We start from the raw sequence: 23,874 nt of genomic DNA on the forward strand, positions 1-23,874 counted from the left end.
GGAGCGCTGCCATGACCATGATTGAAACGGCAAAAGCGCCGCAAGCGCAGAGCCACAGCGGCCTGCTGCTGGACGTGAAAGATCTTCGCGTCACCTTTAAAACGCCGGATGGCGATGTCACCGCCGTCAATGATCTGAACTTCACCCTGCAGGCGGGGGAGACGCTCGGTATTGTCGGGGAGTCCGGCTCCGGTAAATCGCAGACCGCCTTCGCCCTGATGGGGCTGCTGGCGGCCAACGGCCGAATCGGGGGTTCCGCCACCTTTAACGGTCGGCAAATCCTCAATTTGCCTGAGCGTGAGCTGAACAAACTGCGCGCCGAGCAAATCTCGATGATTTTCCAGGATCCGATGACCTCTCTGAACCCGTATATGCGGGTGGGCGAGCAGTTAATGGAAGTCCTGATGCTGCATAAAGGGCTGAGTAAAGCCGAAGCGTTTGAAGAATCGGTGAAGATGCTCGACGCGGTAAAAATGCCGGAAGCGCGCAAGCGCATGAAGATGTTCCCACACGAGTTCTCCGGTGGGATGCGCCAGCGCGTGATGATTGCCATGGCGCTGCTCTGCCGACCCCGGCTGCTGATTGCCGATGAGCCGACCACCGCCCTGGACGTCACCGTACAGGCGCAGATCATGACGTTACTGAATGAGCTGAAACGCGAATTTAATACGGCCATCATTATGATCACCCATGACCTCGGAGTGGTGGCGGGGATCTGCGATAAAGTGCTGGTGATGTATGCGGGCCGCACCATGGAGTATGGTCAGGCGCGCGATGTCTTCTATCAGCCGTCTCACCCTTACTCTATTGGGCTGTTGAATGCGGTTCCTCGTCTGGATGCCGAAGGCGATGCGTTGTTGACCATTCCGGGCAACCCGCCAAACCTGCTGCGTTTGCCGAAGGGCTGCCCATTCCAGCCGCGCTGTCCGCACGCAATGGAACAGTGCAGCAGCGCGCCGCCGCTGGAGTCGTTCGTGCCAGGCCGCCTGCGTGCCTGCTTTAAACCGGTGGGGGAGCTGCTATGAACGCCGTAACTGAACAACGAAAAGTCCTGCTCGAAATTGCCGACCTGAAGGTGCATTTCGATATTAAAGATGGCAAACAGTGGTTCTGGCAGCCGTCGAAAACGCTGAAAGCCGTAGATGGCGTGACGCTGCGTCTCTATGAAGGCGAGACCCTCGGCGTGGTGGGGGAGTCCGGCTGCGGTAAATCGACTTTCGCCCGCGCCATCATTGGTCTGGTGAAAGCTACCGATGGCAAAGTGGCCTGGCTGGGTAAAGATCTGCTGGGCATGAAGCAGGAAGAGTGGCGCGACGTGCGCAGCGATATCCAGATGATCTTCCAGGATCCGCTGGCCTCGCTGAACCCGCGTATGACCATCGGAGAAATCATCGCTGAGCCGTTGCGTACCTATCATCCGAAGATGCCGCGTCAGGAAGTGCGCGATCGCGTGAAGGCGATGATGATGAAAGTCGGGCTGTTGCCTAACCTGATCAACCGCTATCCGCACGAGTTCTCTGGCGGTCAGTGTCAGCGCATCGGCATTGCGCGGGCGCTGATCCTCGAGCCGAAGCTGATTATCTGCGATGAGCCGGTGTCCGCGCTTGATGTGTCCATCCAGGCTCAGGTGGTCAACTTGCTGCAGCAGCTGCAGCGTGAAATGGGACTGTCGCTGATATTTATCGCCCACGATCTGGCGGTGGTTAAGCACATCTCCGATCGCGTACTGGTGATGTATCTGGGCCATGCGGTGGAGCTGGGAACCTACGATGAGGTGTACCATAATCCGCTACACCCCTATACCAAAGCGCTGATGTCGGCGGTGCCGATCCCCGATCCGGACCTCGAAAAAACGAAAACCATCCAGCTGCTGGAGGGCGAATTACCCTCGCCGATTAATCCGCCGTCGGGCTGTGTCTTCCGCACCCGCTGTCCGCTCGCCGGACCGGAGTGCGCCAAAACCCGCCCGGTGCTGGAGGGCAGTTTCCGCCATGCGGTTTCCTGCCTTAAGGTAGACCCGTTATAATCTCAGGGGCTGACGCAGGTCAGCCCTTTTTTTTGCGAGGTTAACGAAGTGGGTATGCTTTCTGCCGCTCGCCTGCGGCTTTATCATTTGCTTTTCGATCAAAACCGACGTTCCGGCCGCCGCTTCGAAGGGCTGTGCGGACTTTTCGCCTTGCTCAGCGTGGTGGTGATATTTGTCGAATCGGGGCTGGGCACGCAATATCATCTGACATTAGATGAATGGCATTTATTCGTCTGGCTGGAGCTGATGGTGACCGCGGTCTTTACCCTGGAGTATCTGCTGCGTATTGCGACATGGCCCAATCCGCTCCACTACATTTTCAGCTTCTGGGGGTTTATTGACTTAGCGACCATCCTGCCGCTATACGTGATGTGGCTGTGGCCGGAAATTAGTCTCAATTATGTCTCTGCCTGGCGGGCAATGCGGGCGATCCGCGCGTTGCGTATTCTCAAACTGTTGCGCTTTATGCCTTCGCTCAATGTGTTCTGGCGGGCGATTGTCAGCGCGCGCCATCAGCTGATCCTGTTCTATTCGTTTATCGCCATTGTGATGGTGATTTTCGGCTCGTTAATGTACCTGATAGAAGGGCCAGAGTATGGTTTTACCACGCTCAACGCTTCGGTCTATTGGGCCATTGTGACCATCACCACCGTCGGCTACGGGGATATTACGCCGCACACGCCGCTGGGCCGCATCCTGGCCTCCATTCTCATCCTGATCGGCTACTCCATTATTGCCATTCCGACCGGGCTTATCACCACCCATATGACCAGCGCCCTGAACCGGCGGCGCCAGCAGCGGGTATGCCCGCAGTGCCAGCAGGGCGACCATGACGATAACGCCCGGTTTTGCCACGCCTGCGGTCATGTCTTACCGAAGTAAACTCTCGGCATAAAAAAAGCCTGCCGGGTGGAACGCGGCAGGCTTTTCACTGGCGGGTCAGCGTTATTCACGCCACAGAATATGACACAGCTTGTGATCTTTCTCGCGGCACAGCAGCACGCGGGCGAAGATATCATTGATTTCCCCGCCGTCGGTATCCGCCAGGCCAATCACCACTTCGGCGAAGAAATCCGGGTTCAGATCGTAATCCACATGCTCTTCCCAGTCTGCGGATGGGTCGAACAGCTCGGCGCCGCCGCGCTCCTCAAACTGCAGGTTAAACAGAATGATGTCCGCCGGGTCGAGGTTATCGGCCGCCAGTTCGAGGAAGATGTCGTATGCCTGCTCAAGCGTTTCGTCTTCGGTCAGGCGGTTGTTTAAATCCATATCCATGATTGCTACTCATTCGGTATCTGATGGGCACGTTTTACAGCAACGGGCTGAAGAAGTAAAACAGTCGCTCGGCGATCCGCTGCCACAGCGGACGTTTTAACCAGAGACGGGCGTCCAGCAGGCGCGAGCGCGAGATATAGTCATCCTGAACCGCCGCCAGATCGCTGCCGAAGCCGGCGTCATCGATGACCAGCGTGATTTCAAAATTGAGCCACAGGCTGCGCATATCCAGATTCACGGTTCCCACCAGGCTCAGTTCGCCATCGACCAGCACGCTTTTGGTATGCAACAGGCCGCCTTCAAACTGGTAAATCTTCACCCCTGCCGCCAGCAGCTCGGTGAAAAAGGCCCGGCTGGCCCAGCCCACCAGCAGCGAATCGTTCTTGCGCGGTAAAATAATACTCACGTCCACGCCGCGCTGGGCGGCGGTACAGATCGCGTGCAGCAGGTCGTCGCTGGGTACGAAGTAGGGCGTGGTCATGATCAAATGCTCTTTCGCCGCGTAGGCGGCGGTGAGCAGCGCCTGATGGATCAGATCTTCCGGAAAGCCCGGACCGGAGGCGATCGTGTGGATGGTATGCCCACTGGCCTCTTCAAACGGCATGATATTGACGTCCGGCGGCGGTGGCAGAATACGCTTTCCGGTCTCGATCTCCCAGTCACAGGAGTAGACGATGCCCATCGAGGTCGCCACTGGGCCTTCCATGCGCGCCATCAGGTCAATCCACTGCCCGACCCCCGAGTCCTGCTTAAAGTAGCGGGGATCGACCAGATTCATGCTGCCGGTGTAGGCGATATAGTTATCGATCATTACCATTTTACGATGTTGGCGCAGGTCCATCCGGCGCAGAAACACACGCATCAGATTGACCTTGAGAGCCTCGACCACTTCAATGCCGGCGTTACGCATCATCGCCGCCCATGGGCTACGGAAAAAGGCCACACTGCCCGCGGAGTCGAGCATTAACCGGCAGTGAACCCCGCGACGGGCGGCGGCCATTAGCGATTCGGCGACGCTGTCGGCCATACCGCCTGGCTGCCAGATATAGAAGACCATCTCTATGTTATGGCGAGCCAGTTGAATATCGCGGATCAGGGCCTGCATGACGTCGTCAGATTCCGTCAGCAACTGCAGCTGGTTGCCTTTTACGCCGCCAATGCCCTGGCGCCGTTCGCAAAGCTTGAACAGGGACTCGGCCACCGGGCTGTTATCTTCGGCAAAGATATGTTTGCAGGCTTTGAGGTCGTTTAACCATTTGGCCGTGGAAGGCCACATCGCTCTCGCGCGTTCTGCCCGCCGCTTGCCAAGATGCAGCTCGCCAAAGGAGAGATAGGCGATGATCCCCACCAGCGGCAGGATATAAATGATCAATAACCATGCCATGGCGGACGGCACAGCGCGGCGTTTCATTAGAATTCGTAATGTTACACCGGCGATCAACAGCCAGTACCCCAGAATGACCAGCCAGTTCACCACCGTGTAAAAGGTTGTCATAGATGTAAAATCCTTTTGAATGACGTTATGTGATGAGTTTACGCATCAGTATTTTTCTGGCAAATAAAAACGCAGCGAAAGCGGTGGTCAGTAGCCGGTAGAGGTTTATAATGGGGGCTGTTTTCACTCGTAGAGTCGTTGCAATGAAGCGTAGTAGAACGGAAGTAGGGCGCTGGCGCATGCTGAGACAGGTGAATCGCCGTAAAGCGCGCTGGCTGGAAGCCCAATCACGCCGCAATATGCGGATCCTCGCTATCAGGAAGGGACTGGTGAAACGGCAGCGTCATGCTCTGCTGTTTATCTTCCCCGACTGTTAAACGAGCAGAACAACGGCACCGAATGCGGTGCCGTTGTCGTTTTCCCGCTCTGCGCGGCATTCCCTTTTAACATCGCCAGATCGCCTATTGAAATATCTATGCGATGCCTGTCAGGGTATGACGGGGGATTATCGACAGAACGCCTTTTTCCGCAACAGGCATTCACCGCCGTGTGGAAGTCCGGACAGGGCGTGGGGTCGTCGATCGTTTTTCAATGTCATGCTCACTATCAGGATACCCACCCTGAATAAAACGCACCGCTTTTGCGGGCGGTAATTTATTTGGCATAGGCTTCCGTGGATAACGTGATAGTCACGTTATCACTCACCGCCGGAACATATTTATCAAGCTTGAAGTCTGAACGTTTTATTACCCCTGTGGCATCAAAACCAATGGCCTGTTTTTTCACCATCGGATGCATATCCTGTTTATTCAAAGTGGCATGCAATACAACCGGTTTGGTGATGCCCTTAATGGTCAGGTTACCTTCAACATCATATTTATTGCCGCCTTTACTTTCCACCCGGGTGCTCTGAAAAGTGGCCTCAGGATACGTGTTGACATCGAAGTACTCTTTGCCTAAAAACTCATCCGTTAACGCTTTGACGTGAGTGTCAATGGTTTTGACTGGCAGCGTGACGTGCACAGAGGATTTCTCCGGGTTGTCTTTGTCGAAAGACAGTTTCCCTGAAACATCAGAGATATACGCTGTAGGGTTAGAGAAGCCAAAATGGTTCCAGGCAATAACAACCGAAGTATGCTGCGGATCCAGGCTATATTCTGTCGCTACGGCTTGTGACACAGGAATATATAAGGCAAGCAGAGAAAGCAATGCGGTTTTTTTCAGGGTATTCACACAAAAATCCTCATAAGCGTCAGGTACATAAATGGTAGCCCAAAAAAATGCGGCACTTATTGAAAACATTTGTTATTCCCGTTCAAATTTTTTAATCAACCAAAAATCACCCTACAATTACTCTGCGTGAAGTTTACCCAGCGAAATTAATCGACTTTAAAAAATGATCATCTGCAACGTAAATCTGGTTGCGTAGTTTTTAGACGTTCATTCCATATTGATATGTGCCTGTGTCAGCGCACTCCGTTTATTTTCAGACGCTTTCAAGCCACCGCGTTTCTGAATGCAGTAAGATGGCGATATGGGGTCCCATACCTGCGGAACGGGATATGCATGCTTATTTATTCCAGGCCTTTATATCTGTTGGTCAGCATCTATCTCTCTTTAACGATCTTCTTTCAACTGTATTTTGGATTTACCGGGCGACGTCAGGATGTGCTGGCTTGTAAAGCAAGCGCTAAATCCAATGCAAGACCTCTGTTGCAGACTGATTCAATACATTAGCAATTCAAAATCATGCCCGGCGTCGACGTTTGGTCAGCATTTTCTATGGCCGCAAAAGGCGAGGTGAGGGTCGATGATGTCGTCGAAGGAGAAGGGATGTGCTCATCTTCCTGGCGTCTCCGGCGGATAACAGACAACGCTTGCGTGCGGTTAAAAAGGGCGACATTTTAATGTGATGTAGCAAAATGCGCCCTTTAATCTGATGGCCTGGTGCGTTGTTGCCGTTAACCAGAAAAAGAAAAGGGTATTTTCAAAATACCTTCTTATATGGTTTAACAGAGACCTGGCGGTAGACGCCGGCGGCGATATACGGATCGTCATTAGCCCAGGCCTGAGCCGCTTCCAGCGATTCAAACTCAGCGATCACCGTTGAGCCGCTGAATCCGGCTGCGCCCGGTTCGTTGCTGTCAACGGCCGGCATTGGCCCGGCGGTAAGCAGCCGACCTTCATCATGTAAAAGTTGTAGACGCGCAAGGTGCGCGGGGCGAACCGAGAGCCGCTTTTCCAGAGAATCGGCGATATCTTCAGCGTAGATAACGTAAAGCACGGCAAAGCTCCTTATCATTAAACAGGCGAATTACGTTAAGTTAAACGACGATGGACTGCAATGCAAAGATGCGCCCCGGTGTCGAATGCCCCGCTGACGCGGCTTTTTTCCGCAAATGGTGGCAAAAATTGACTCAGGTTAAGACGGCTTATTGAATATGATTGCTATTTGCATTTAAAATCGGAGCATCATTTTTCAACAGAAACGACTATGAGCGCAATGACCCTTGATTTACCTCGCCGCTTCCCGTGGCCAACGCTGTTATCCGTGGCTATCCACGGTGCCGTTGTGGCGGGGCTGCTTTATACCTCGGTACATCAGGTTATTGAACAGCCTTCCCCGACGCAGCCGATAGAGATCACGATGGTGGCGCCGGCCGATCTTGAGCCGCCCCCGGCGGCGCAACCCGTCGTGCAGCCCGTTGTTGAACCTGAACCGGAGCCGGAACCTGAGGTGGTCCCGGAGCCGCCGAAAGAGGCGCCGGTGGTGATCCATAAACCAGAACCTAAGCCGAAGCCCAAACCTAAACCGAAGCCCAGGCCGGAGAAAAAGGTTGAGCAGCCGAAGCGGGACGTCAAACCGGCCGCGGAGCCTCGTCCGGCTTCACCGTTTGAAAACAGCAATACGACGCCAGCGCGCACCGCGCCGAGCACCTCCACCGCAGCGGCCAAACCCACCGTCACTGCCCCGAGCGGCCCGCGGGCGATCAGCCGCGTTCAGCCGACCTATCCGGCGCGCGCTCAGGCGCTGCGCATTGAAGGAACGGTGCGGGTGAAGTTTGACGTCACGCCTGATGGCCGAATTGATAATCTGCAGATCCTCTCCGCCCAGCCGGCGAATATGTTTGAGCGCGAGGTGAAAAGCGCGATGCGCAGATGGCGTTACGAGCAGGCAAAACCGGGAACCGGCGTGACGATGACCATTAAATTCCGTCTCAACGGCGTCGAGATTAACTGATAATGCAGGGCGGCGGACCGGGGAGGTCCGCCGTAAACCTTGTCTAACGCGTTTTTTCCATCAAGACATCGTCCAGCGCCTGCTGGACCGTCACCAGGTGCTGACCACCGAACAATATCGCCCGGTTCAGCAGGGTATAAAGCTGGTAGATCGGCTGACGCTCGAGAAAACCAGCCGGCAGCGGTGAGACGGACTGATAGCCGTCATAGATCTGCGGAGGTTGTTCCGGGTGCATCGGCAGCATAGCTAAATCACATTCGCGATCGCCCCAGTAGCAGGCCGGGTCGAAGATGTAGGGGCCATCCGGCCCTAAGGCGCAGTTGCCGGACCACAGGTCCCCGTGTAGCAGCGAAGGTTGCGGCTGATGGTTGGCCAGCCGCTGCTGTACCACATCGACTAAGGTATCGATATCGCCAAAGTGCAACCCTTTCTCCGCCGCCAGCTCCAGCTGCCAGCCGATACGTTGCTCAGCGAAAAACACCGACCAGCGACGTTGCCAGGCGTTGGGCTGCGGCGTGGTGGAAAGATCGTTATCAAAATCCAGACCGAACTGCGGCTGATCGCTCCACTGATGCAGGTGGGCTAACTGCTGGCCAAGCAGGAAAGCGTTATGCGCATCCAGCGGACGGGGAGGGAGGTATTCCATGACCACGAAGCTGTAGTCGCGATCGCTGCCGACGGCAAAGACCTGTGGTACGCGAACAGTTTTGCTTCGCGACAGCAGCTCCAGCTGATCGGCCTCGGCGGTGAAGATAGGCAGGAGTTCCCGTTCGTCGCATTTCACGAAGTAATCTTTGCCGCCGAAACGCAAATGCCAGGCGGAATGGATCTCTCCGCCGGGCAGCTCGGTTTTCAGTTCGATTTCAGCGTCTTCGGTATGCCAATCGCGTAAAAGAGTACTGATTGCTTGCCACATGCTGTCTCTCCCCATGTTTTCCACCATATCATAAGGTTAGCGCATTACTACCGGGTAAACCTGGAACTGACGCACAACTGACGCTTTACGTTGCGCTAAACGCACTTATTGAGTTTTTAACCATTCAGCGAATGTGCTGACGGCGATCTCCGCCGGGCGGCCAAGGGCCGCTTCCGCCAGTCCGGCGCCAAGGGCCTTCACTTCCTCGGCTGCCTGGGCGCTCAGCAGGCCAAAGGTATTGGTGCCCAGCTCATGGGGAGTGCCCTCTTCATCATTGAGCGTCAGTACAAACCCTGCTCGGGTAAAATGGTTGCTGACCTCATTGATCTCCGTTAGCGCCTGTTCGTGGAAGTTCACGCTGACGACCCAGGCGGTAATATCATTGCTCATTTCTACACCCCGTTGTTATGCATGGCCTTTCCAGCATAGACCATCCTGCAAATATCGTGGTTCCCCTCCGCCAGCGGGGAGGGGCAGGGGAGATCAACACCCGCAGAGATAATCGTAGATTTTTTGCGTATTGGCCTGCGAGCAGAGGCGGGTGCCCTGGTTGATGGTCGCGGCGCTACCGGCGGCGACGCCAAAGCGTACCATGTCTTCGAGGCTGGCGTTCTCCGCCAGACGTAAGGTCATGGCGCCCACCATGCTGTCGCCTGCGCCGACGGTGCTCTGGCTTTTCATTGGCGGCGGCACCACCTGAACACTGCCGCTGGCGTCAACCCCCAACGCCCCCTGCGGACCAAGGGAGACCACCACCCGGCGAACTTTACCGGACTGGATCAACGATTGAGCGGCAAGGCGAACGTCATCGGGCTGGCTCAGATCGCGCTGCACGAGGGCGCTGAGCTCTTTCTGGTTTGGCTTCACTAATTCAATATTGCCGACGTCCAGCGCGGCGGCCAGCGCGTCGCCGGAGCTGTCGATAATGCAGCGCAGGCCCTGCTGTTGCGCATGCTTAACCAGCTGCATCAGATTTTCGACGCTGATTCCTGGCGGCAGACTGCCGCTGATCACCAGCAGAGAGCCGGGATCGATGGTCAGGACTTTCTCTTCCAGACGGCGGAATTCATCGTCTGTCAGCGCGGCGCCGGGCATCACAAAGCGATACTGTTCGCCGCTGGCGGCTACGTGAACGTGCAGGTTCTGTCGCGTCCAGTCGCGGGTTTCGACGGTCTCGACCGGCACCTGCTCATCGGCCAGCAGGGCGGCAAGGTGCTCGCCGGTGGCGCCGCCAATAGGGAAAATGGCGGTGGCTTTCCCGCCGAGAAAGGTCACGGCGCGGGCGACGTTGATCCCGCCGCCGCCGGGTTCAAATACCGGCGCGCTGCAGCGGAGTTTCCCTTCCGGGTAGATCTGTGGGGTCTGGGTGGCGCTATCCAGCGAGGGGGCCAGCGTGAGCGTATAAATTTTGGTCATTCCTTCTCCTCCTTAATACGGCGACTGTACTTTATTTAAGCATGGCACGATGATCCAGGGAGGGAAAGTGCTGTCCCTGAGAGATTTGCAAAGAAGCCTGTATTTTCATTATGAAATAAAGATTGTTTCCGGAGCTGTCTTATTCAAAAAACGAAAGAGTAAGTGATTGCTATGTTATTCGTGCTTTTTTATAATTTGCTACCTTTCTTAGGACCTGCACTCCGCGATCCTCGCGAAAGTTTCCGGGACCCACAGGTCTCTTTTATGTTGTACGGACGCTAAATTCAATGAGCCGGCAAAGTGACGCCTGTTCATCATTTGTACTGTCCTAAAAAATGTATTTTAGAGAGTTATAATGAAGCTTTTAAAGACAGTACCCGCAGCGGTCATGCTGGCGGGGGGGCTTTTTGCGTCTGTTGGCGCAATGGCCGATGATTCTGTATTTACCGTCATGGATGACCCTTCCGCTGCCAAAAAACCGTTCGAAGGAGTGGTCAACGCAGGTTACCTGGCGCAGTCCGGCAACACCAAGAACTCCTCAATGACGGCCGATTCCACCCTGACCTGGTATGGCAATACCACCGCCTGGTCGCTGTGGGGCAACGCCAGCAACACCTCGTCCAACGATGAGCGCTCCTCAGAGAAATATGCTGTCGGTGGCCGTAGCCGCTATAACCTGACCGATATGAACTACGTCTTTGGGCAGGGCAGTTGGCTAACCGACCGCTACAACGGCTATCAGCAGCGCGATGTTCTGACGGCGGGCTATGGTCGTCAAATCCTCAACGGACCAGTGCATAGCCTGCGGTTTGAATTTGGTCCTGGCGTCCGCTATGACGAATACACCGACGGGGATACCGACACTCAGCCGCTGGGTTACGCCTCCGGAACCTGGGCCTGGCAGATGACCGACAACGCCAAATTTACTCAAGGGGTATCGGTGTTTGGCGCCGAGGACACCACGGTCAACTCAGAGAGCGCGTTAAACGTGGCGATTAACGCCCACTTTGCGCTGAAAGTGGCGTACAACGTCACCTGGAACTCGGAGCCCCCTGCGTCTGCGCCGGAGCATACCGATCGCCGGACCTCGCTCTCCCTCGGGTATAAGATGTAATATTTTCAGGCCGGGTTTCCCGGCCTGATCGTTTTAGATTTAGCAATAAGTGACATTATTTTTTCTGGCAATTCGTTTTAGTTTTTATAAAAAGAAACGGGCCTCCATCTTTTCTCCATTATTCTCCGTTTGCTGACAAATATTCATTCTATTTGACACGAAAAGCTAAATATTCGTCGGACAAATATGTGATCTGGATCTATACTAAGAGTCACTGACCGAATGGCGACATTGTTCGGTCCGTCTTCCGTAATAAGAGAATAAACATCATGAAAAACAGCCAATTTACCATCGCAGCCCTGGCGCTGTGCGTGCTTTCCTTTGGCGCATCAGCCGCCACGCCAGTTCCGCCGTCGGGTAACCAGGACCATACGCAGGTAGGTATCGCCAAAGCAACCGACGTTGAGGCCGGTTCGAATATTGCCCCCGGTTCCCATAGCACCGGACAATCCATGAGCGATGCCTTTAATGTGCATACGCTGGTAGCAGGCGAGTGGTCTTAATATCGCAGGCTACTGCTTCACGGGCAGACTATTAAGCCGGGTAGAGTGGTACCGGTTTAACGACCCGCGCTAAACATCACGCAGGCAATATCAAGGCGTCTCTTTTAGTTTGTCCGCATAATATCATCCGGCTTCGCTGGTGATTATTTTCGCGTCTTCCTGGCGGATATTCTGCTTTTATCCGCGCGGCTCTTGTTTTCTCCACATTCCGCCATCATTTATGCTATTACGGCTTTAATCACGTACCAATGATGTGTAAACTACTCCCCGGTGTTATCAGCAGGCGGCAGCAGGCGGGAACGATCGCTCCGGTCGTGCTCCTCTTTTCGCAGAGTGAAGCGGGAACTGCGCCTTAACCTGATGATAATTATGATTATATAGTTTTGTATGTGCTCTTTCGTGCGGGGCACCACTGCAAATAAGGACATAAAATGCCTGTAATTACGCTTCCTGATGGCAGCCAACGCCATTTTGATCACGCTGTCAGCCCGATGGACGTCGCGCTGGATATCGGCCCGGGCCTGGCGAAAGCCACCATCGCCGGGCGGGTAAACGGTGAACTGGTAGACGCCTGCGACCCGATTGAAACTGATTCCACCCTCTCTATTATCACGGCTAAAGATGAAGAAGGGCTGGAGATCATTCGTCACTCCTGCGCGCACCTGTTAGGTCATGCCATCAAGCAGCTGTGGCCCAACACCAAAATGGCTATCGGTCCGGTTGTTGATAATGGCTTCTACTATGACGTAGACCTCGACCATACCCTGACTCAGGAAGATATCGACGCGCTCGAAAAACGTATGCATGAGCTCGCCGAGAAAAACTACGATGTCATCAAGAAGAAAGTGAGCTGGCACGAAGCGCGTGAAACCTTCGTGAAGCGCGGCGAAAGCTATAAAGTTTCTATTCTTGACGAAAACATTGCCCATGATGACAAGCCTGGCCTGTATCATCATGAAGAATATATCGATATGTGCCGCGGTCCGCACGTGCCGAACATGCGCTTCTGCCATCACTTCAAGCTGATGAAAACCGCCGGTGCCTACTGGCGCGGCGACAGCAACAATAAAATGTTGCAGCGTATCTACGGCACCGCGTGGGCAGATAAAAAAGCGTTGAATGCTTATCTGCAGCGTCTGGAAGAAGCCGCCAAGCGCGACCACCGTAAAATCGGTAAGCAGCTCGACCTGTATCATATGCAGGAAGAGGCGCCTGGGATGGTGTTCTGGCACAACGACGGCTGGACTATCTTCCGTGAACTGGAAACCTTTGTCCGTTCGAAACTGAAAGAGTATCAGTACCAGGAAGTCAAAGGTCCGTTCATGATGGACCGTGTGCTGTGGGAAAAAACCGGCCACTGGGACAACTACAAAGATGCGATGTTCACCACCTCTTCTGAGAACCGTGAATACTGCATTAAGCCGATGAACTGCCCGGGCCACGTGCAGATCTTCAACCAGGGGCTGAAATCCTACCGCGATCTGCCGCTGCGTATGGCGGAGTTTGGTAGCTGCCACCGTAACGAACCATCAGGCGCGCTGCACGGTCTGATGCGCGTTCGCGGTTTTACCCAGGATGATGCGCATATCTTCTGTACTGAAGATCAGGTTCGCGATGAAGTGAACGCCTGTATTCGTATGGTTTATGATATGTACAGCACCTTTGGCTTCGAGAAGATCGTCGTCAAACTGTCGACTCGCCCGGAAAAACGTATCGGCAGCGACGAGACCTGGGATCGCGCGGAAGCGGATCTGGCGGTGGCGCTGGAAGAAAATAATATCCCATTTGAATATCAACTGGGTGAAGGGGCGTTCTACGGCCCGAAAATTGAATTTACCCTGTATGACTGCCTCGATCGTGCATGGCAGTGCGGTACGGTACAGCTGGACTTCTCTCTGCCGCAGCGTTTAAGCGCCTCCTATGTGGGCGAAAACAACGAGCGTCAGGTGCCGGTCATGATCCACCGTGCGATTCTCGGTTCTCTGGAGCGCTTCATTGGCATCCTGACCGAAGAGTTCGCTGGCTTCTTCCCAACCTGGATTGCACCAGTGCAGGTGGTGGTCATGAATATCACCGATTCTCAGGCTGAATACGTTAACGAATTGACGCGTAAACTACAAAATGCGGGCATTCGTGTAAAAGCAGACTTGAGAAATGAGAAGATTGGCTTTAAAATCCGCGAGCACACTTTACGTCGTGTCCCGTATATGTTGGTCTGTGGCGACAAAGAAGTCGAAGCCGGCAAAGTGGCCGTGCGCACCCGTCGCGGGAAAGACCTCGGCAGCATGGACGTAAATGAAGTGATCGAGAAGCTGCAACAAGAGATTCGCAGCCGCAGTCTTCAACAACTGGAGGAATAAGGTATTAAAGGCGGAAAACGAGTTCAAACGGCACGTCCGAATCGTATCAATGGCGAGATTCGCGCCCAGGAAGTTCGCTTAACAGGTCTGGAAGGTGAGCAGCTGGGTATTGTGAGTCTGAGAGAAGCTATCGAAAAGGCTGAAGAGGCTGGAGTAGATTTAGTTGAAATCAGCCCTAACGCCGAGCCGCCAGTTTGTCGTATCATGGACTACGGCAAGTTCCTTTATGAAAAGAGTAAGTCTTCTAAGGAACAGAAGAAGAAGCAGAAAGTTATCCAGGTTAAGGAAATTAAATTCCGCCCTGGTACTGATGAAGGTGACTATCAGGTAAAACTCCGCAGCCTGATTCGCTTTCTCGAAGATGGCGATAAGGCCAAAATCACGCTGCGTTTCCGCGGTCGTGAGATGGCCCACCAGCAGATCGGTATGGAAGTGCTTAACCGCGTGAAAGACGATCTGGTTGAACTGGCAGTAGTCGAATCCTTCCCAACGAAGATCGAAGGCCGCCAGATGATCATGGTGCTCGCTCCTAAGAAGAAACAGTAAGGCCATCAAGAAACATTTCCGGTGGGCTTCGGCTCACTGGTTTTGTTCGCCTTTGTTTCGTTTATTAACAATGCGAAGTGGAAGTTATTAAAATGCCAAAAATTAAGACCGTACGCGGTGCTGCTAAGCGCTTCAAAAAAACCGGTAAAGGTGGTTTTAAGCACAAGCACGCTAACCTGCGTCACATTCTGACTAAAAAAGCTACCAAGCGTAAACGTCACCTGCGTCCGAAAGCCATGGTTTCCAAAGGCGATCTGGGCCTGGTTATCGCGTGCCTGCCGTACGCATAAGTCGTTAACGTTTAACTTTTTTAACTTAGAATAGATACAGGAGAGCACACATGGCTCGCGTAAAACGTGGTGTAATTGCACGTGCACGTCACAAGAAAATTTTGAAACAAGCTAAAGGCTACTACGGTGCGCGTTCTCGCGTATACCGCGTTGCCTTCCAGGCTGTTATCAAGGCTGGTCAGTACGCTTACCGTGACCGTCGTCAACGTAAACGTCAGTTCCGTCAACTGTGGATTGCACGTATCAACGCAGCAGCACGTCAGAACGGTATTTCTTACAGCAAATTCATCAATGGCCTGAAAAAAGCCTCTGTTGAAATCGACCGTAAGATCCTGGCTGACATCGCCGTATTCGACAAAGTAGCGTTCACCGCTCTGGTCGAAAAAGCGAAAGCAGCTCTGGCATAAGCCAGTTGAAAGAGGGAGCTTGTCTCCCTCTTTTCGTTTCAACACCATCAATACATTGACTTTTATCGGCGCAGGCTTTTCAATACAGGTCTGACGTTTCTTACCAGACAAGGTAATGCAAGCATGAATGCTGCTATTTTCCGCTTCTTTTTTTACTTTAGCACCTGAACTCAGGAGGCTAGCGCGTGAAAGAAGAAACGGAAAACAGCGCCAGAAAGCCTCCCCTGTGGAGGCTTTTTTCGTATATGGATTCGGAATATTAATTTCACTATAACCGGTGTCTGCACCGACATAATGAGGAAAACCATGTCACATCTCGCAGAGCTGGTTGCCAGTGCCAAGGCAGCCATTAACGAGGCATCAGATGTTGCTGCGCTGGACAACGTCCGCGTGGAATACCTGGGTAAGAAAGGGCATCTGACCCTGCAAATGACCACCCTGCGTGAGTTGCCGCCGGAAGAGCGTCCGGCAGCCGGTGCGGTCATCAACGAAGCGAAAGAGCAGGTACAGCAGGCGCTGAACGCGCGCAAAGCCGAACTGGAAGGCGCGGCGCTGAATGCTCGTCTGGCTGCAGAGACCATCGACGTCTCGCTGCCGGGCCGCCGCATTGAAAATGGCGGTCTGCATCCGGTCACCCGCACCATCGACCGTATTGAAAGTTTCTTCGGTGAGCTCGGCTTTACCGTGGCGACGGGCCCGGAAATCGAAGATGATTACCACAACTTCGATGCGCTGAATATCCCGGGCCACCATCCGGCGCGCGCTGACCACGACACTTTCTGGTTCGATGCCACTCGCCTGCTGCGCACCCAGACCTCCGGCGTGCAGATCCGCACCATGGAAAACCAGCAGCCGCCCATCCGTATTATCGCGCCGGGCCGCGTCTATCGTAACGACTACGATCAGACCCACACCCCGATGTTCCACCAGATGGAAGGTCTGATCGTTGATAAAAACATCAGCTTCACCAACCTGAAAGGAACCCTGCACGACTTCCTGAACAACTTCTTTGAAGAAGATCTGCAGGTACGCTTCCGTCCGTCCTACTTCCCGTTCACCGAACCGTCCGCGGAAGTTGACGTGATGGGTAAAAACGGCAAATGGCTGGAAGTGCTGGGCTGCGGGATGGTGCACCCGAACGTGCTGCGCAACGTGGGTATCGATCCGGAAGTGTACTCCGGCTTCGCCTTCGGCATGGGCATGGAGCGTCTGACCATGCTGCGCTATGGCGTCACCGATCTGCGCGCGTTCTTCGAAAACGATCTGCGTTTCCTCAAACAGTTTAAATAAGGGCAGGACAGAACAATGAAATTCAGTGAACTGTGGTTACGCGAGTGGGTTAACCCGGCGATCGACAGCGAAGCGCTTTCCGATCAGATCACCATGGCGGGCCTCGAAGTGGACGGCGTTGAGCCGGTTGCCGGCACCTTCAACGGCGTCGTTGTCGGTGAAGTAGTGGAGTGCGGTCAGCACCCGAACGCCGACAAACTGCGCGTCACCAAAGTCAACGTCGGCGGCGAACGCCTGCTGGACATCGTCTGCGGCGCGCCAAACTGCCGTCAGGGGCTGAAAGTCGCCGTGGCGACCATCGGCGCCGTGCTGCCGGGCGATTTTAAAATCAAAGCCGCGAAACTGCGCGGCGAGCCGTCAGAGGGGATGCTGTGCTCCTTCTCCGAGCTGGGCATTTCCGATGATCATAGCGGAATTATCGAGCTGCCGGCGGATGCGCCGATCGGTACCGATATTCGCGAATATCTGAAGCTTGACGATAACACTATCGAAATCAGCGTCACCCCGAACCGTGCCGACTGCCTGGGCATCATCGGCGTCGCGCGCGATGTGGCCGTGCTGAACAAGGCGCCGCTGAACGCGCCGGAAATCACCCCGGTAGCCGCCACCATTGACGATGTGCTGCCGATTCAGGTTGACGCCCCGCAGGCGTGCCCGCGCTATCTGGGCCGCGTGGTGAAAGGCATCAACGTCAAAGCGCCGACGCCGCTGTGGATGAAAGAGAAACTGCGCCGCTGCGGGATCCGCTCCATCGACGCGGTGGTTGACGTGACCAACTATGTGCTGCTTGAGCTGGGCCAGCCGATGCACGCCTTTGACCGCGACCGTATTGAAGGCGGGATCGTGGTGCGCATGGCAAAAGAGGGCGAAACCCTGGTCCTGCTCGATGGCTCCGAAGCGAAGCTCGACAGCGATACCCTGGTCATTGCTGACCACAACAAAGCGCTGGCAATGGGCGGGATCTTCGGCGGGGAGCACTCCGGCGTTAACGACGAAACCCAGAACGTACTGCTGGAGTGTGCCTTCTTCAGCCCGCTGTCCATTACCGGCCGCGCGCGCCGTCACGGCCTGCACACCGATGCCTCTCATCGCTATGAGCGCGGCGTCGATCCGGCCCTGCAGTATAAAGCGCTGGAGCGCGCCACGCGTCTGCTGATCGACCTCTGCGGCGGCGAAGCCGGCCCGGTGATCGACGTGACTAACGAAGCGACCCTGCCACAACGCGCCACCATCACTCTGCGTCGCAGCAAACTGGATCGCCTGATTGGCCACCATATCGACGACGCGCAGGTCACTGATATTCTTCAGCGCCTCGGCTGCGAAGTGACGGTGGGCGAGGGCGAATGGCAGGCGGTGGCCCCGAGCTGGCGTTTCGACATGGAGATCGAAGAGGATCTGGTCGAGGAAGTGGCTCGCGTTTATGGCTACAACAACATTCCTGATGAGCCGGTGCAGGCGGGTCTGATCATGGGTACCCATCGTGAAGCCGACCTGTCGCTGAAGCGCGTGAAAACGCTGCTGAATGACAAAGGCTATCAGGAAGTGATCACCTACAGCTTCGTCGACCCGAAAGTCCAGCAGCTGATCCACGCCGGTGAAGAGGCGCTGATCCTGCCAAGCCCGATCTCCAGCGAAATGTCGGCCATGCGCCTGTCGCTGTGGACTGGCCTGCTGGGGACCGTGGTCTACAACCAGAACCGTCAGCAGAGCCGGGTTCGCATCTTTGAGAGCGGTCTGCGCTTTGTGCCGGACACCAATGCGCCGCTGGGCATTCGTCAGGATGTGATGCTGGCCGGGGCGATCTGCGGCAACCGCTACGAAGAGCACTGGACACTGGCGAAAGAGACGGTCGATTTCTATGATCTGAAAGGCGATCTGGAAGCCGTTCTGGATTTAACCGGCAAATTAGCGGATATCGAATTCCGTGCGGAAGCGACCACCGCGCTGCATCCGGGGCAATCCGCAGCGATTTATCTTAAAGGTGAACGCATTGGTTTCATTGGGGTTGTTCATCCTGAGCTGGAACGTAAACTGGATCTGAACGGTCGCACTCTGGTGTTTGAACTGGAGTGGAACAAGCTCGCAGACCGCGTGGTGCCTCAGGCGCGCGACATTTCCCGCTTCCCGGCGAACCGTCGCGACATCGCGGTGCTGGTCGCGGAAAACGTGGCTGCCGCCGATGTTTTAGCCGAATGTAAGAAAGTTGGCGTAAATCAGGTAGTTGGCGTAAACTTATTTGACGTGTACCGTGGTAAAGGTGTGGCGGAAGGGTATAAGAGCCTTGCGATTAGCCTGATCCTGCAGGATACCAGCCGTACACTCGAAGAAGAGGAGATTGCCGCTACCGTTGCCAGATGTGTAGAGGCATTAAAAGAGCGATTCCAGGCATCATTGAGGGATTGAACCTATGGCGCTTACAAAAGCTGAAATGTCAGAATATCTGTTTGATAAGCTTGGGCTTAGCAAGCGGGATGCCAAAGAACTGGTCGAGTTGTTTTTCGAAGAGATCCGTCGTGCTCTGGAAAACGGAGAACAGGTCAAACTCTCCGGGTTCGGCAACTTCGATTTGCGGGATAAAAACCAACGCCCGGGACGTAACCCGAAGACGGGGGAGGATATTCCCATTACAGCCCGGCGCGTGGTGACCTTCAGACCCGGTCAGAAGCTGAAAAGCCGTGTCGAAAACGCGTCGCCTAAAGACAAATAATCTGAACTAATTAAAAAGGCCGCATTGCGGCCTTTTTCTTTTCTGTCGAATCTTACGCTTTAACGGCGGTGAGCATGATCTCCACCAGGATGTCTGGTCGCGCCATCTCCGCCTGCACGGCCGCGCGCGCCGGGCTATGGCCTTCCGGCATCCACTCCACCCACGCCTCATTGAACGCGGCAAAGTCACGCTCGATATTTTTCAGCCAGATCTGCGCGGAGAGAATGTGCCGCTTATCGCTCCCGGCCGCCGCCAGCAGGGCGTCGATTTTCTCCAGCACTTCGCGGGTCTGCAAGGCGATGTCCTCCTCGTTGCTTTTCGGCGTCTGTCCGGAGAGGAACAGCAGATTGCCATACGCAACGCTGGCGGAAAGACGAGGTTGAGGATGATTGCGAATAATTGTCATGCGGTTTGTTTCCATGTGAGACCTTCTAAAGAAATGTCTGGCATCTGATTGTCGATTAACGCGCCCAGCACCACCGCGCTGCCGGCGGCGAGGGTAAAACCGAGGCTGCCCTGGCCGAGATTCATCCACAGGTTGGGGTAGCCGGCGCGTCCCAGTAGCGGTGGCCCGGCTGGCGTTGAGGGGCGCATGCCGGTCCAGGCTTCGGCCTTGTCCAACCCCTCGAGTTCGGGAAAGCTGCGGGAGACGATTTTTTTCAGCGCCTGAATGCGGCTCTCGCGCAGTGTGTCGCCGTCGTAGCCGATGTCCACCATCGCCGCGATGCGCAGCTGCTGGCCCAGGCGGGCATAAACGATTTTGTGCCCGTAATCGGTGACGCTGATGTCCGGCGCAATGCCCGCCTGCTGCGGATAGGGAAGGGTCAGGCTGTACCCCTTCAGGGCGCAGAGCGGCACGCGAACGCCCATGTGCCCCAGCAGCGGACCGCTGCCGTTGCCGGCGGCGACGACGTACTCATCGCCGGTGATGGTCCCGCGGCTGGTCTCCAGGGCGCTGACGCGTCCGCCGCGCCTGGCGAGCCGCTGCACCTCACAGTGGGTCAGCAGGCTGAAGCGGCTGCTGGCGGTGAGCTTGCCGATCAGCGCAAGGCAAAACTGATGGCAATCCGCCGTTTCATCCCCCGGCGAATAAATTCCGCCCTGCAGCGAAGGGCTGATATGTTTTAGCGCCGGTTCCAGCTGCAGGCAGGCTTCAGCATTCAGCGCCTGCTGATACTGAGGATCGATCCCTTTTGCCGCTTTAGTAAAATCATATTCCCGGCGATGGATAATTAATTTTCCGCTGCGTCGCCAGTGAAAATCGGCAAGATTATCCTCTTCCCGCCACGACTGCATGACCTGCCGGCTGAGCAGCGACAGACGCAATATATGAGCGCCGTTTATTTTATTGGTCTGGCTATTACAGGCGCGCAGGAACTGCAGCAGCCAGCGCCACTGCTGTAAAGAGATATTGAGACGCATATTGAGCGGCGAATCGGCTTTGCCCATCCATTTTATCCCCTGCAGGGGAACGCCGCTGTCGGCAAGGGGGGCGACGTAGCGGTAACTTAATTGTCCGCCGTTGGCAAAACTGGTGGCGCTGGCCGGTTCGCCGTTGCGCTCCAGTAATTGCACCTGATGGCCGCGCTTGATCAGTTCCCAGGCCGTGGCCAGACCGACCACGCCGCCGCCGATAATGACAATGCGTTTGTTCATAACCCGATATATCCACCGCTGTTCAATTTATCGGGTTATGTCAAAGCATTTACCCTGGCGGCGCAATTGACTTTTTATGGTCAGGGTATAACCGCAGGTTAATCTCCTTGAGCTGCTGGCGCAGGCGCTGGCAGAGAAAATCGACGAATTTTTGCGCCATCGGGCTCAGGGAAACGTCGGCCCGACGCAGCAGGCAGAGGTTAATGGCCATCGGCGGCGTAATGGGATGGATCATCTCGGGAGCCAGGTTGTGCTGGGCGGAAAAGATATCGGTAATGCTGCAGCCCATGCCGCGCTTCACGAACTCGGTGGCCATGTAGTAGGTCTGGACATTCAGCCGGGTAGTGGAAAAGTCGCGACGGGTGGCGATGGCGGCGGAAAGCGAGTGCGGCCCCGGCGAGATCCAGCGCTGCTGGTCGATCTGGCTGATATCCACCGCTCCCTGACGATAATGACGGTCGATATAGACCAGCGGCACTTCGGCAATCAGGGTGGTAAGGATCTCTCCCTGCTGCACCGGCTGCAGCGTCAGCGCTAAGTCTATCTCGCGTAAATCCAGTTTTCTGACCAGCGTCTCGGTGTGCTCGGTGGTGAGCGTCATCACCAGGTTGCTGTTTAGCTGATAAAAATCGGTCACCAGCTCCGGCACCAGGCTTAACCCCAGGCTCGGCAGACAGCCTAAGGTGATTTTGGCGCGCGGATCGCGGGCCAGGTTATCGGCCAGCAGGCGCAGGTTGTCCAGGTCCTGATAAATAGTCTGCGCTTTTTCGAAAAGTGTGATCGCCTCGCTGGTCGGCAGCAGCTTGCCGCGCACCCGCTGAAACAGGGTAAAGCCCAGCTTCAGTTCGGCGCTTTTTAACGCTTTGCTGGCCGCTGGCTGGGAGATATTGAGCGATTCCGCCGCCCGTGACAGAGAGCCGCAGGTCATGACGGCATAGAAGATTTCCAGATGACGCAGTTTCATGAACAGTTAACTCAGGGTTATAGCCTACCGATAAAAAGTCATTTTCTACTAACACTAAGTTAACATAAATTTAATCACCAATCAGCGCATTGGTTACATATTGTGCTGCTGGCCCCGCCTGATGGCGGAATAAAACGCTCTCAGAATCGTTTCCTTTGTACCCCAACAGACCCTCAGGCTGCGGCCAATAATGAAAAAGAGGGAGGATATTTTCTGAGCAGGCCCCCATACACCACCTGACCATCATGGTCGGATTGATTGGCATTAAGGAGTGTTATGAGTGACTCAACGCTCGCAGGCAATACGCCTGTCAGACGAAATATCACGCGAAAAAACGTTATTACCGGTCTGTTATTGCTGCTGTTCGTGTTGATTGCGCTGTGGTGCCACGGTCGACCGGGCAGCGAGCTTGGCCTGCTGGGATTTACGCCGCTGGTGGCGTTAGCGATATTATCGCTGATCGGCGTCGATATAGTGCTGGCGGTCATCTCCTCGATTATTATCGCCATGATCATGACCTCGACCGGTCTGCCGGAAATGGGCGCGATGCTGGCGAAGTCCACCGGGTCATTTATTGCCACCGTCGGGCTTATCATTATGCTCGGCGCCGGCGTGGGGGAAGTGGCCACCCGCACCGGCGCGGCGGTTGAACTGGTGAAATTCGTGGTCCACCGTATTGGGCTGTCGAGCCAGACGCGGGTCAAGTTCGGCATTGTGGTGTCATCGATTTTAATTTGCGGTTCGCTGGGCACCATGGCCGGCGGCAATGCGATTATTGTCGCAGTGATTATCCCCGTAGCGGCGGCGGTACGCTTAACGCCGCCGACGGTAGCCGCGCTGATGATGACCGCCGGTTCCGTTGGACTCTTTACCGGGCCCTTCACCCCCAGCACCGTGACGATCCTCAGCCTCGGCGGTCTGAGCTATCCGGATTATCTGCTGTATGTCGGCCTGCCGATGAGCGCCGTCACCCTGTTAGCCGGCTGGATCATGGCCGGACGGATCCAGAAGATGACCGAAGGCAAACTGCGCTATGAGGTCGATCTCTCGGAAAAGCCGCAAGAGGACCTTAGCGCCGCGCAGCAGCGCCGGCGTAAATTAAGCGCGCTGGCTTTCGCCGCGACCATCATCGTGATGGCGGTGGTTGGGGTGGTGATTAAAGCCGGCTTCAGCTTTGCGATTATCGTCATGCTGCTGGTGGCGCTGATGACCGGGCTGGTGGGCGGCCTGCGGCCGACGCAGATCCTGCAGGCGCTGTATCACGGCTGCGGTCGTCTGGTGTGGATGTTTATTCTCTACTGGCTGTATAACCCGATCCTTGAGCTGATGGATGGCCTGCACGCCTATCAGGGGCTGCTGGAGTATACTCAGCCGCTGCTGGAAGGGATCTCCCCGGCCTGGCTGTGCTTTAGCATCTTCGCGTTCAATATTATCGGCCATGTGCCCGGCGCGGCGGTAGCCCAGATGACCTTTACGCATAAAATCTTTGGCCCGATGCTGATGGCCGCCGGCGTGCCGCCGCAGGGGACCACCGCGGTGCTGCTGGCCTCGTCTCAGGTGGACTGGTTCGGGCCGTTTCCCTCATCGGACATGTTCGGCCAGATGGGGCTGGCGCAGTCTACACATCTGAAGTATATGCTCTATAACGGCTGGGCAATCGTGGTGGCGAACATCATTCTCTTCGCGCTGCTGTTTCAGATTCTGGTGTAAAGCGGGATGGTCGACGGG

26 protein-coding genes and 1 other annotated feature are annotated in these 23,874 nt (G+C 55.3%); of the genes, 16 read left to right on the forward strand and 10 right to left on the reverse strand.

Annotated elements, in window-relative coordinates; genetic code table 11:
• Positions 1-11 precede the first annotated feature (11 nt).
• The 3 genes from ACOI7Z_RS21450 to ACOI7Z_RS21460 are packed head-to-tail and all read left to right on the forward strand — an operon-like array spanning position 12 to position 2,908.
• Positions 12-1,025 carry an ABC transporter ATP-binding protein gene (locus ACOI7Z_RS21450; protein ID WP_137916243.1) on the forward strand — a complete coding sequence of 338 codons (1,014 nt, stop codon included), beginning with the start codon at positions 12-14 and terminating at the stop codon, positions 1,023-1,025.
• On the forward strand, positions 1,022-2,026 hold the full coding sequence (gene oppF / locus ACOI7Z_RS21455; protein WP_002910083.1) for a murein tripeptide/oligopeptide ABC transporter ATP-binding protein OppF: 1,005 nt from the start codon (positions 1,022-1,024) through the stop codon (positions 2,024-2,026). The genes ACOI7Z_RS21450 and oppF overlap by 4 nt, the downstream gene beginning before the upstream one ends.
• Before the next feature lie 54 nt (positions 2,027-2,080).
• Positions 2,081-2,908, forward strand: a complete 828-nt coding sequence (locus ACOI7Z_RS21460) for an ion transporter (RefSeq protein WP_137916244.1) — start codon at positions 2,081-2,083, stop codon at positions 2,906-2,908.
• A gap of 63 nt (positions 2,909-2,971) precedes the next feature.
• Here ACOI7Z_RS21460 and ACOI7Z_RS21465 read toward each other — a convergent pair whose 3' ends face one another.
• Together ACOI7Z_RS21465 and cls are read right to left on the reverse strand one after the other, a co-directional pair.
• Positions 2,972-3,301: an HI1450 family dsDNA-mimic protein gene (locus ACOI7Z_RS21465; RefSeq protein WP_002910079.1), complete on the reverse strand. Its 330-nt coding sequence runs from the start codon at positions 3,299-3,301 to the stop codon at positions 2,972-2,974.
• 34 nt (positions 3,302-3,335) lie between these two features.
• Positions 3,336-4,796 (reverse strand): cardiolipin synthase, encoded by a 1,461-nt coding sequence (cls, locus tag ACOI7Z_RS21470; protein ID WP_023290121.1) that lies wholly within the window; start codon positions 4,794-4,796, stop codon positions 3,336-3,338.
• A 143-nt stretch (positions 4,797-4,939) separates the two neighbouring features.
• On the opposite strand from cls, the gene ACOI7Z_RS21475 reads away from it, so the two are divergent.
• Positions 4,940-5,113: a YciY family protein gene (locus ACOI7Z_RS21475; protein ID WP_023290120.1), complete on the forward strand. Its 174-nt coding sequence runs from the start codon at positions 4,940-4,942 to the stop codon at positions 5,111-5,113.
• 277 nt (positions 5,114-5,390) lie between these two features.
• On the opposite strand, the gene ACOI7Z_RS21480 is transcribed toward ACOI7Z_RS21475, so the two are convergent.
• Positions 5,391-6,038 carry a YceI family protein gene (locus ACOI7Z_RS21480; protein ID WP_170927845.1) on the reverse strand — a complete coding sequence of 216 codons (648 nt, stop codon included), beginning with the start codon at positions 6,036-6,038 and terminating at the stop codon, positions 5,391-5,393.
• A gap of 685 nt (positions 6,039-6,723) precedes the next feature.
• Positions 6,724-7,020, reverse strand: coding sequence for a YciI family protein (locus tag ACOI7Z_RS21485; protein WP_002910042.1), 297 nt, complete (start codon positions 7,018-7,020; stop codon positions 6,724-6,726).
• A 210-nt stretch (positions 7,021-7,230) separates the two neighbouring features.
• On the opposite strand from ACOI7Z_RS21485, the gene tonB reads away from it, so the two are divergent.
• Entirely contained in the window at positions 7,231-7,977 is a 747-nt protein-coding gene (gene tonB / locus ACOI7Z_RS21490) for a TonB system transport protein TonB (RefSeq protein ID WP_087849335.1), read from the forward strand.
• Positions 7,978-8,020: 43 nt separating this feature from the next.
• Here tonB and ACOI7Z_RS21495 read toward each other — a convergent pair whose 3' ends face one another.
• From ACOI7Z_RS21495 to pfkB, 3 genes are all read right to left on the reverse strand, one after another.
• Positions 8,021-8,893 carry a fructosamine kinase family protein gene (locus ACOI7Z_RS21495; RefSeq protein WP_023290117.1) on the reverse strand — a complete coding sequence of 291 codons (873 nt, stop codon included), beginning with the start codon at positions 8,891-8,893 and terminating at the stop codon, positions 8,021-8,023.
• 105 nt (positions 8,894-8,998) lie between these two features.
• Positions 8,999-9,283 (reverse strand): type V toxin-antitoxin system endoribonuclease antitoxin GhoS, encoded by a 285-nt coding sequence (ghoS, locus tag ACOI7Z_RS21500; protein WP_087849334.1) that lies wholly within the window; start codon positions 9,281-9,283, stop codon positions 8,999-9,001.
• A gap of 93 nt (positions 9,284-9,376) precedes the next feature.
• On the reverse strand, positions 9,377-10,309 hold the full coding sequence (gene pfkB, locus ACOI7Z_RS21505; RefSeq protein ID WP_065881289.1) for a 6-phosphofructokinase II: 933 nt from the start codon (positions 10,307-10,309) through the stop codon (positions 9,377-9,379).
• Between the two features lie 355 nt (positions 10,310-10,664).
• Between pfkB and ACOI7Z_RS21510 the strand changes: the two genes are divergently transcribed.
• The 10 genes from ACOI7Z_RS21510 (at position 10,665) to ihfA (ending at position 19,526) form a co-directional block, all read left to right on the forward strand.
• On the forward strand, positions 10,665-11,423 hold the full coding sequence (locus ACOI7Z_RS21510) for a DUF481 domain-containing protein (RefSeq protein ID WP_004203142.1): 759 nt from the start codon (positions 10,665-10,667) through the stop codon (positions 11,421-11,423).
• 269 nt (positions 11,424-11,692) lie between these two features.
• Positions 11,693-11,926: a hypothetical protein gene (locus ACOI7Z_RS21515; RefSeq protein ID WP_048297753.1), complete on the forward strand. Its 234-nt coding sequence runs from the start codon at positions 11,693-11,695 to the stop codon at positions 11,924-11,926.
• 431 nt (positions 11,927-12,357) lie between these two features.
• Positions 12,358-14,286, forward strand: coding sequence for a threonine--tRNA ligase (gene thrS / locus ACOI7Z_RS21520; RefSeq protein ID WP_017900777.1), 1,929 nt, complete (start codon positions 12,358-12,360; stop codon positions 14,284-14,286).
• 3 nt (positions 14,287-14,289) lie between these two features.
• Positions 14,290-14,832, forward strand: a complete 543-nt coding sequence (gene infC / locus ACOI7Z_RS21525; RefSeq protein ID WP_004189469.1) for a translation initiation factor IF-3 — start codon at positions 14,290-14,292, stop codon at positions 14,830-14,832.
• 92 nt (positions 14,833-14,924) lie between these two features.
• A complete protein-coding gene (gene rpmI, locus ACOI7Z_RS21530) occupies positions 14,925-15,122 on the forward strand; it encodes a 50S ribosomal protein L35 (protein WP_001124225.1) in 198 nt (65 codons plus the stop codon).
• A 50-nt stretch (positions 15,123-15,172) separates the two neighbouring features.
• The gene (rplT, locus tag ACOI7Z_RS21535; protein WP_000124850.1) at positions 15,173-15,529 is read left to right on the forward strand and encodes a 50S ribosomal protein L20; all 357 of its coding nucleotides are present in this window, start codon (positions 15,173-15,175) and stop codon (positions 15,527-15,529) included.
• Positions 15,530-15,647: 118 nt separating this feature from the next.
• Positions 15,648-15,772: a sequence feature (Phe leader region), on the forward strand.
• Positions 15,653-15,697, forward strand: coding sequence for a pheST operon leader peptide PheM (gene pheM, locus ACOI7Z_RS21540; protein WP_001386830.1), 45 nt, complete (start codon positions 15,653-15,655; stop codon positions 15,695-15,697). It overlaps the preceding feature by 45 nt.
• A 63-nt stretch (positions 15,773-15,835) precedes the next feature.
• The gene (gene pheS / locus ACOI7Z_RS21545) at positions 15,836-16,819 is read left to right on the forward strand and encodes a phenylalanine--tRNA ligase subunit alpha (RefSeq protein ID WP_002909105.1); all 984 of its coding nucleotides are present in this window, start codon (positions 15,836-15,838) and stop codon (positions 16,817-16,819) included.
• Positions 16,820-16,834: 15 nt separating this feature from the next.
• On the forward strand, positions 16,835-19,222 hold the full coding sequence (pheT, locus tag ACOI7Z_RS21550) for a phenylalanine--tRNA ligase subunit beta (protein WP_087849332.1): 2,388 nt from the start codon (positions 16,835-16,837) through the stop codon (positions 19,220-19,222).
• A gap of 4 nt (positions 19,223-19,226) precedes the next feature.
• A complete protein-coding gene (gene ihfA / locus ACOI7Z_RS21555) occupies positions 19,227-19,526 on the forward strand; it encodes an integration host factor subunit alpha (protein WP_002909098.1) in 300 nt (99 codons plus the stop codon).
• Positions 19,527-19,578: 52 nt separating this feature from the next.
• On the opposite strand, the gene ACOI7Z_RS21560 is transcribed toward ihfA, so the two are convergent.
• The 3 genes from ACOI7Z_RS21560 to ACOI7Z_RS21570 are packed head-to-tail and all read right to left on the reverse strand — an operon-like array spanning position 19,579 to position 22,146.
• Entirely contained in the window at positions 19,579-19,932 is a 354-nt protein-coding gene (locus ACOI7Z_RS21560; protein WP_074442547.1) for a RidA family protein, read from the reverse strand.
• Positions 19,929-21,194 carry a D-amino acid dehydrogenase gene (locus ACOI7Z_RS21565; protein ID WP_332840667.1) on the reverse strand — a complete coding sequence of 422 codons (1,266 nt, stop codon included), beginning with the start codon at positions 21,192-21,194 and terminating at the stop codon, positions 19,929-19,931. Before ACOI7Z_RS21565 ends, ACOI7Z_RS21560 begins: the two co-directional genes overlap by 4 nt.
• Positions 21,195-21,231: 37 nt before the next feature.
• Entirely contained in the window at positions 21,232-22,146 is a 915-nt protein-coding gene (locus tag ACOI7Z_RS21570; RefSeq protein ID WP_065881299.1) for a LysR family transcriptional regulator, read from the reverse strand.
• A gap of 276 nt (positions 22,147-22,422) precedes the next feature.
• On the opposite strand from ACOI7Z_RS21570, the gene ACOI7Z_RS21575 reads away from it, so the two are divergent.
• Positions 22,423-23,856 carry a H+/gluconate symporter gene (locus ACOI7Z_RS21575; RefSeq protein WP_023290109.1) on the forward strand — a complete coding sequence of 478 codons (1,434 nt, stop codon included), beginning with the start codon at positions 22,423-22,425 and terminating at the stop codon, positions 23,854-23,856.
• Positions 23,857-23,874: the final 18 nt, after the last annotated feature.

This window comes from Klebsiella sp. C283 (assembly GCF_048822555.1).
GTDB classification, from domain to species: Bacteria; Pseudomonadota; Gammaproteobacteria; order Enterobacterales; family Enterobacteriaceae; genus Klebsiella; species Klebsiella quasipneumoniae.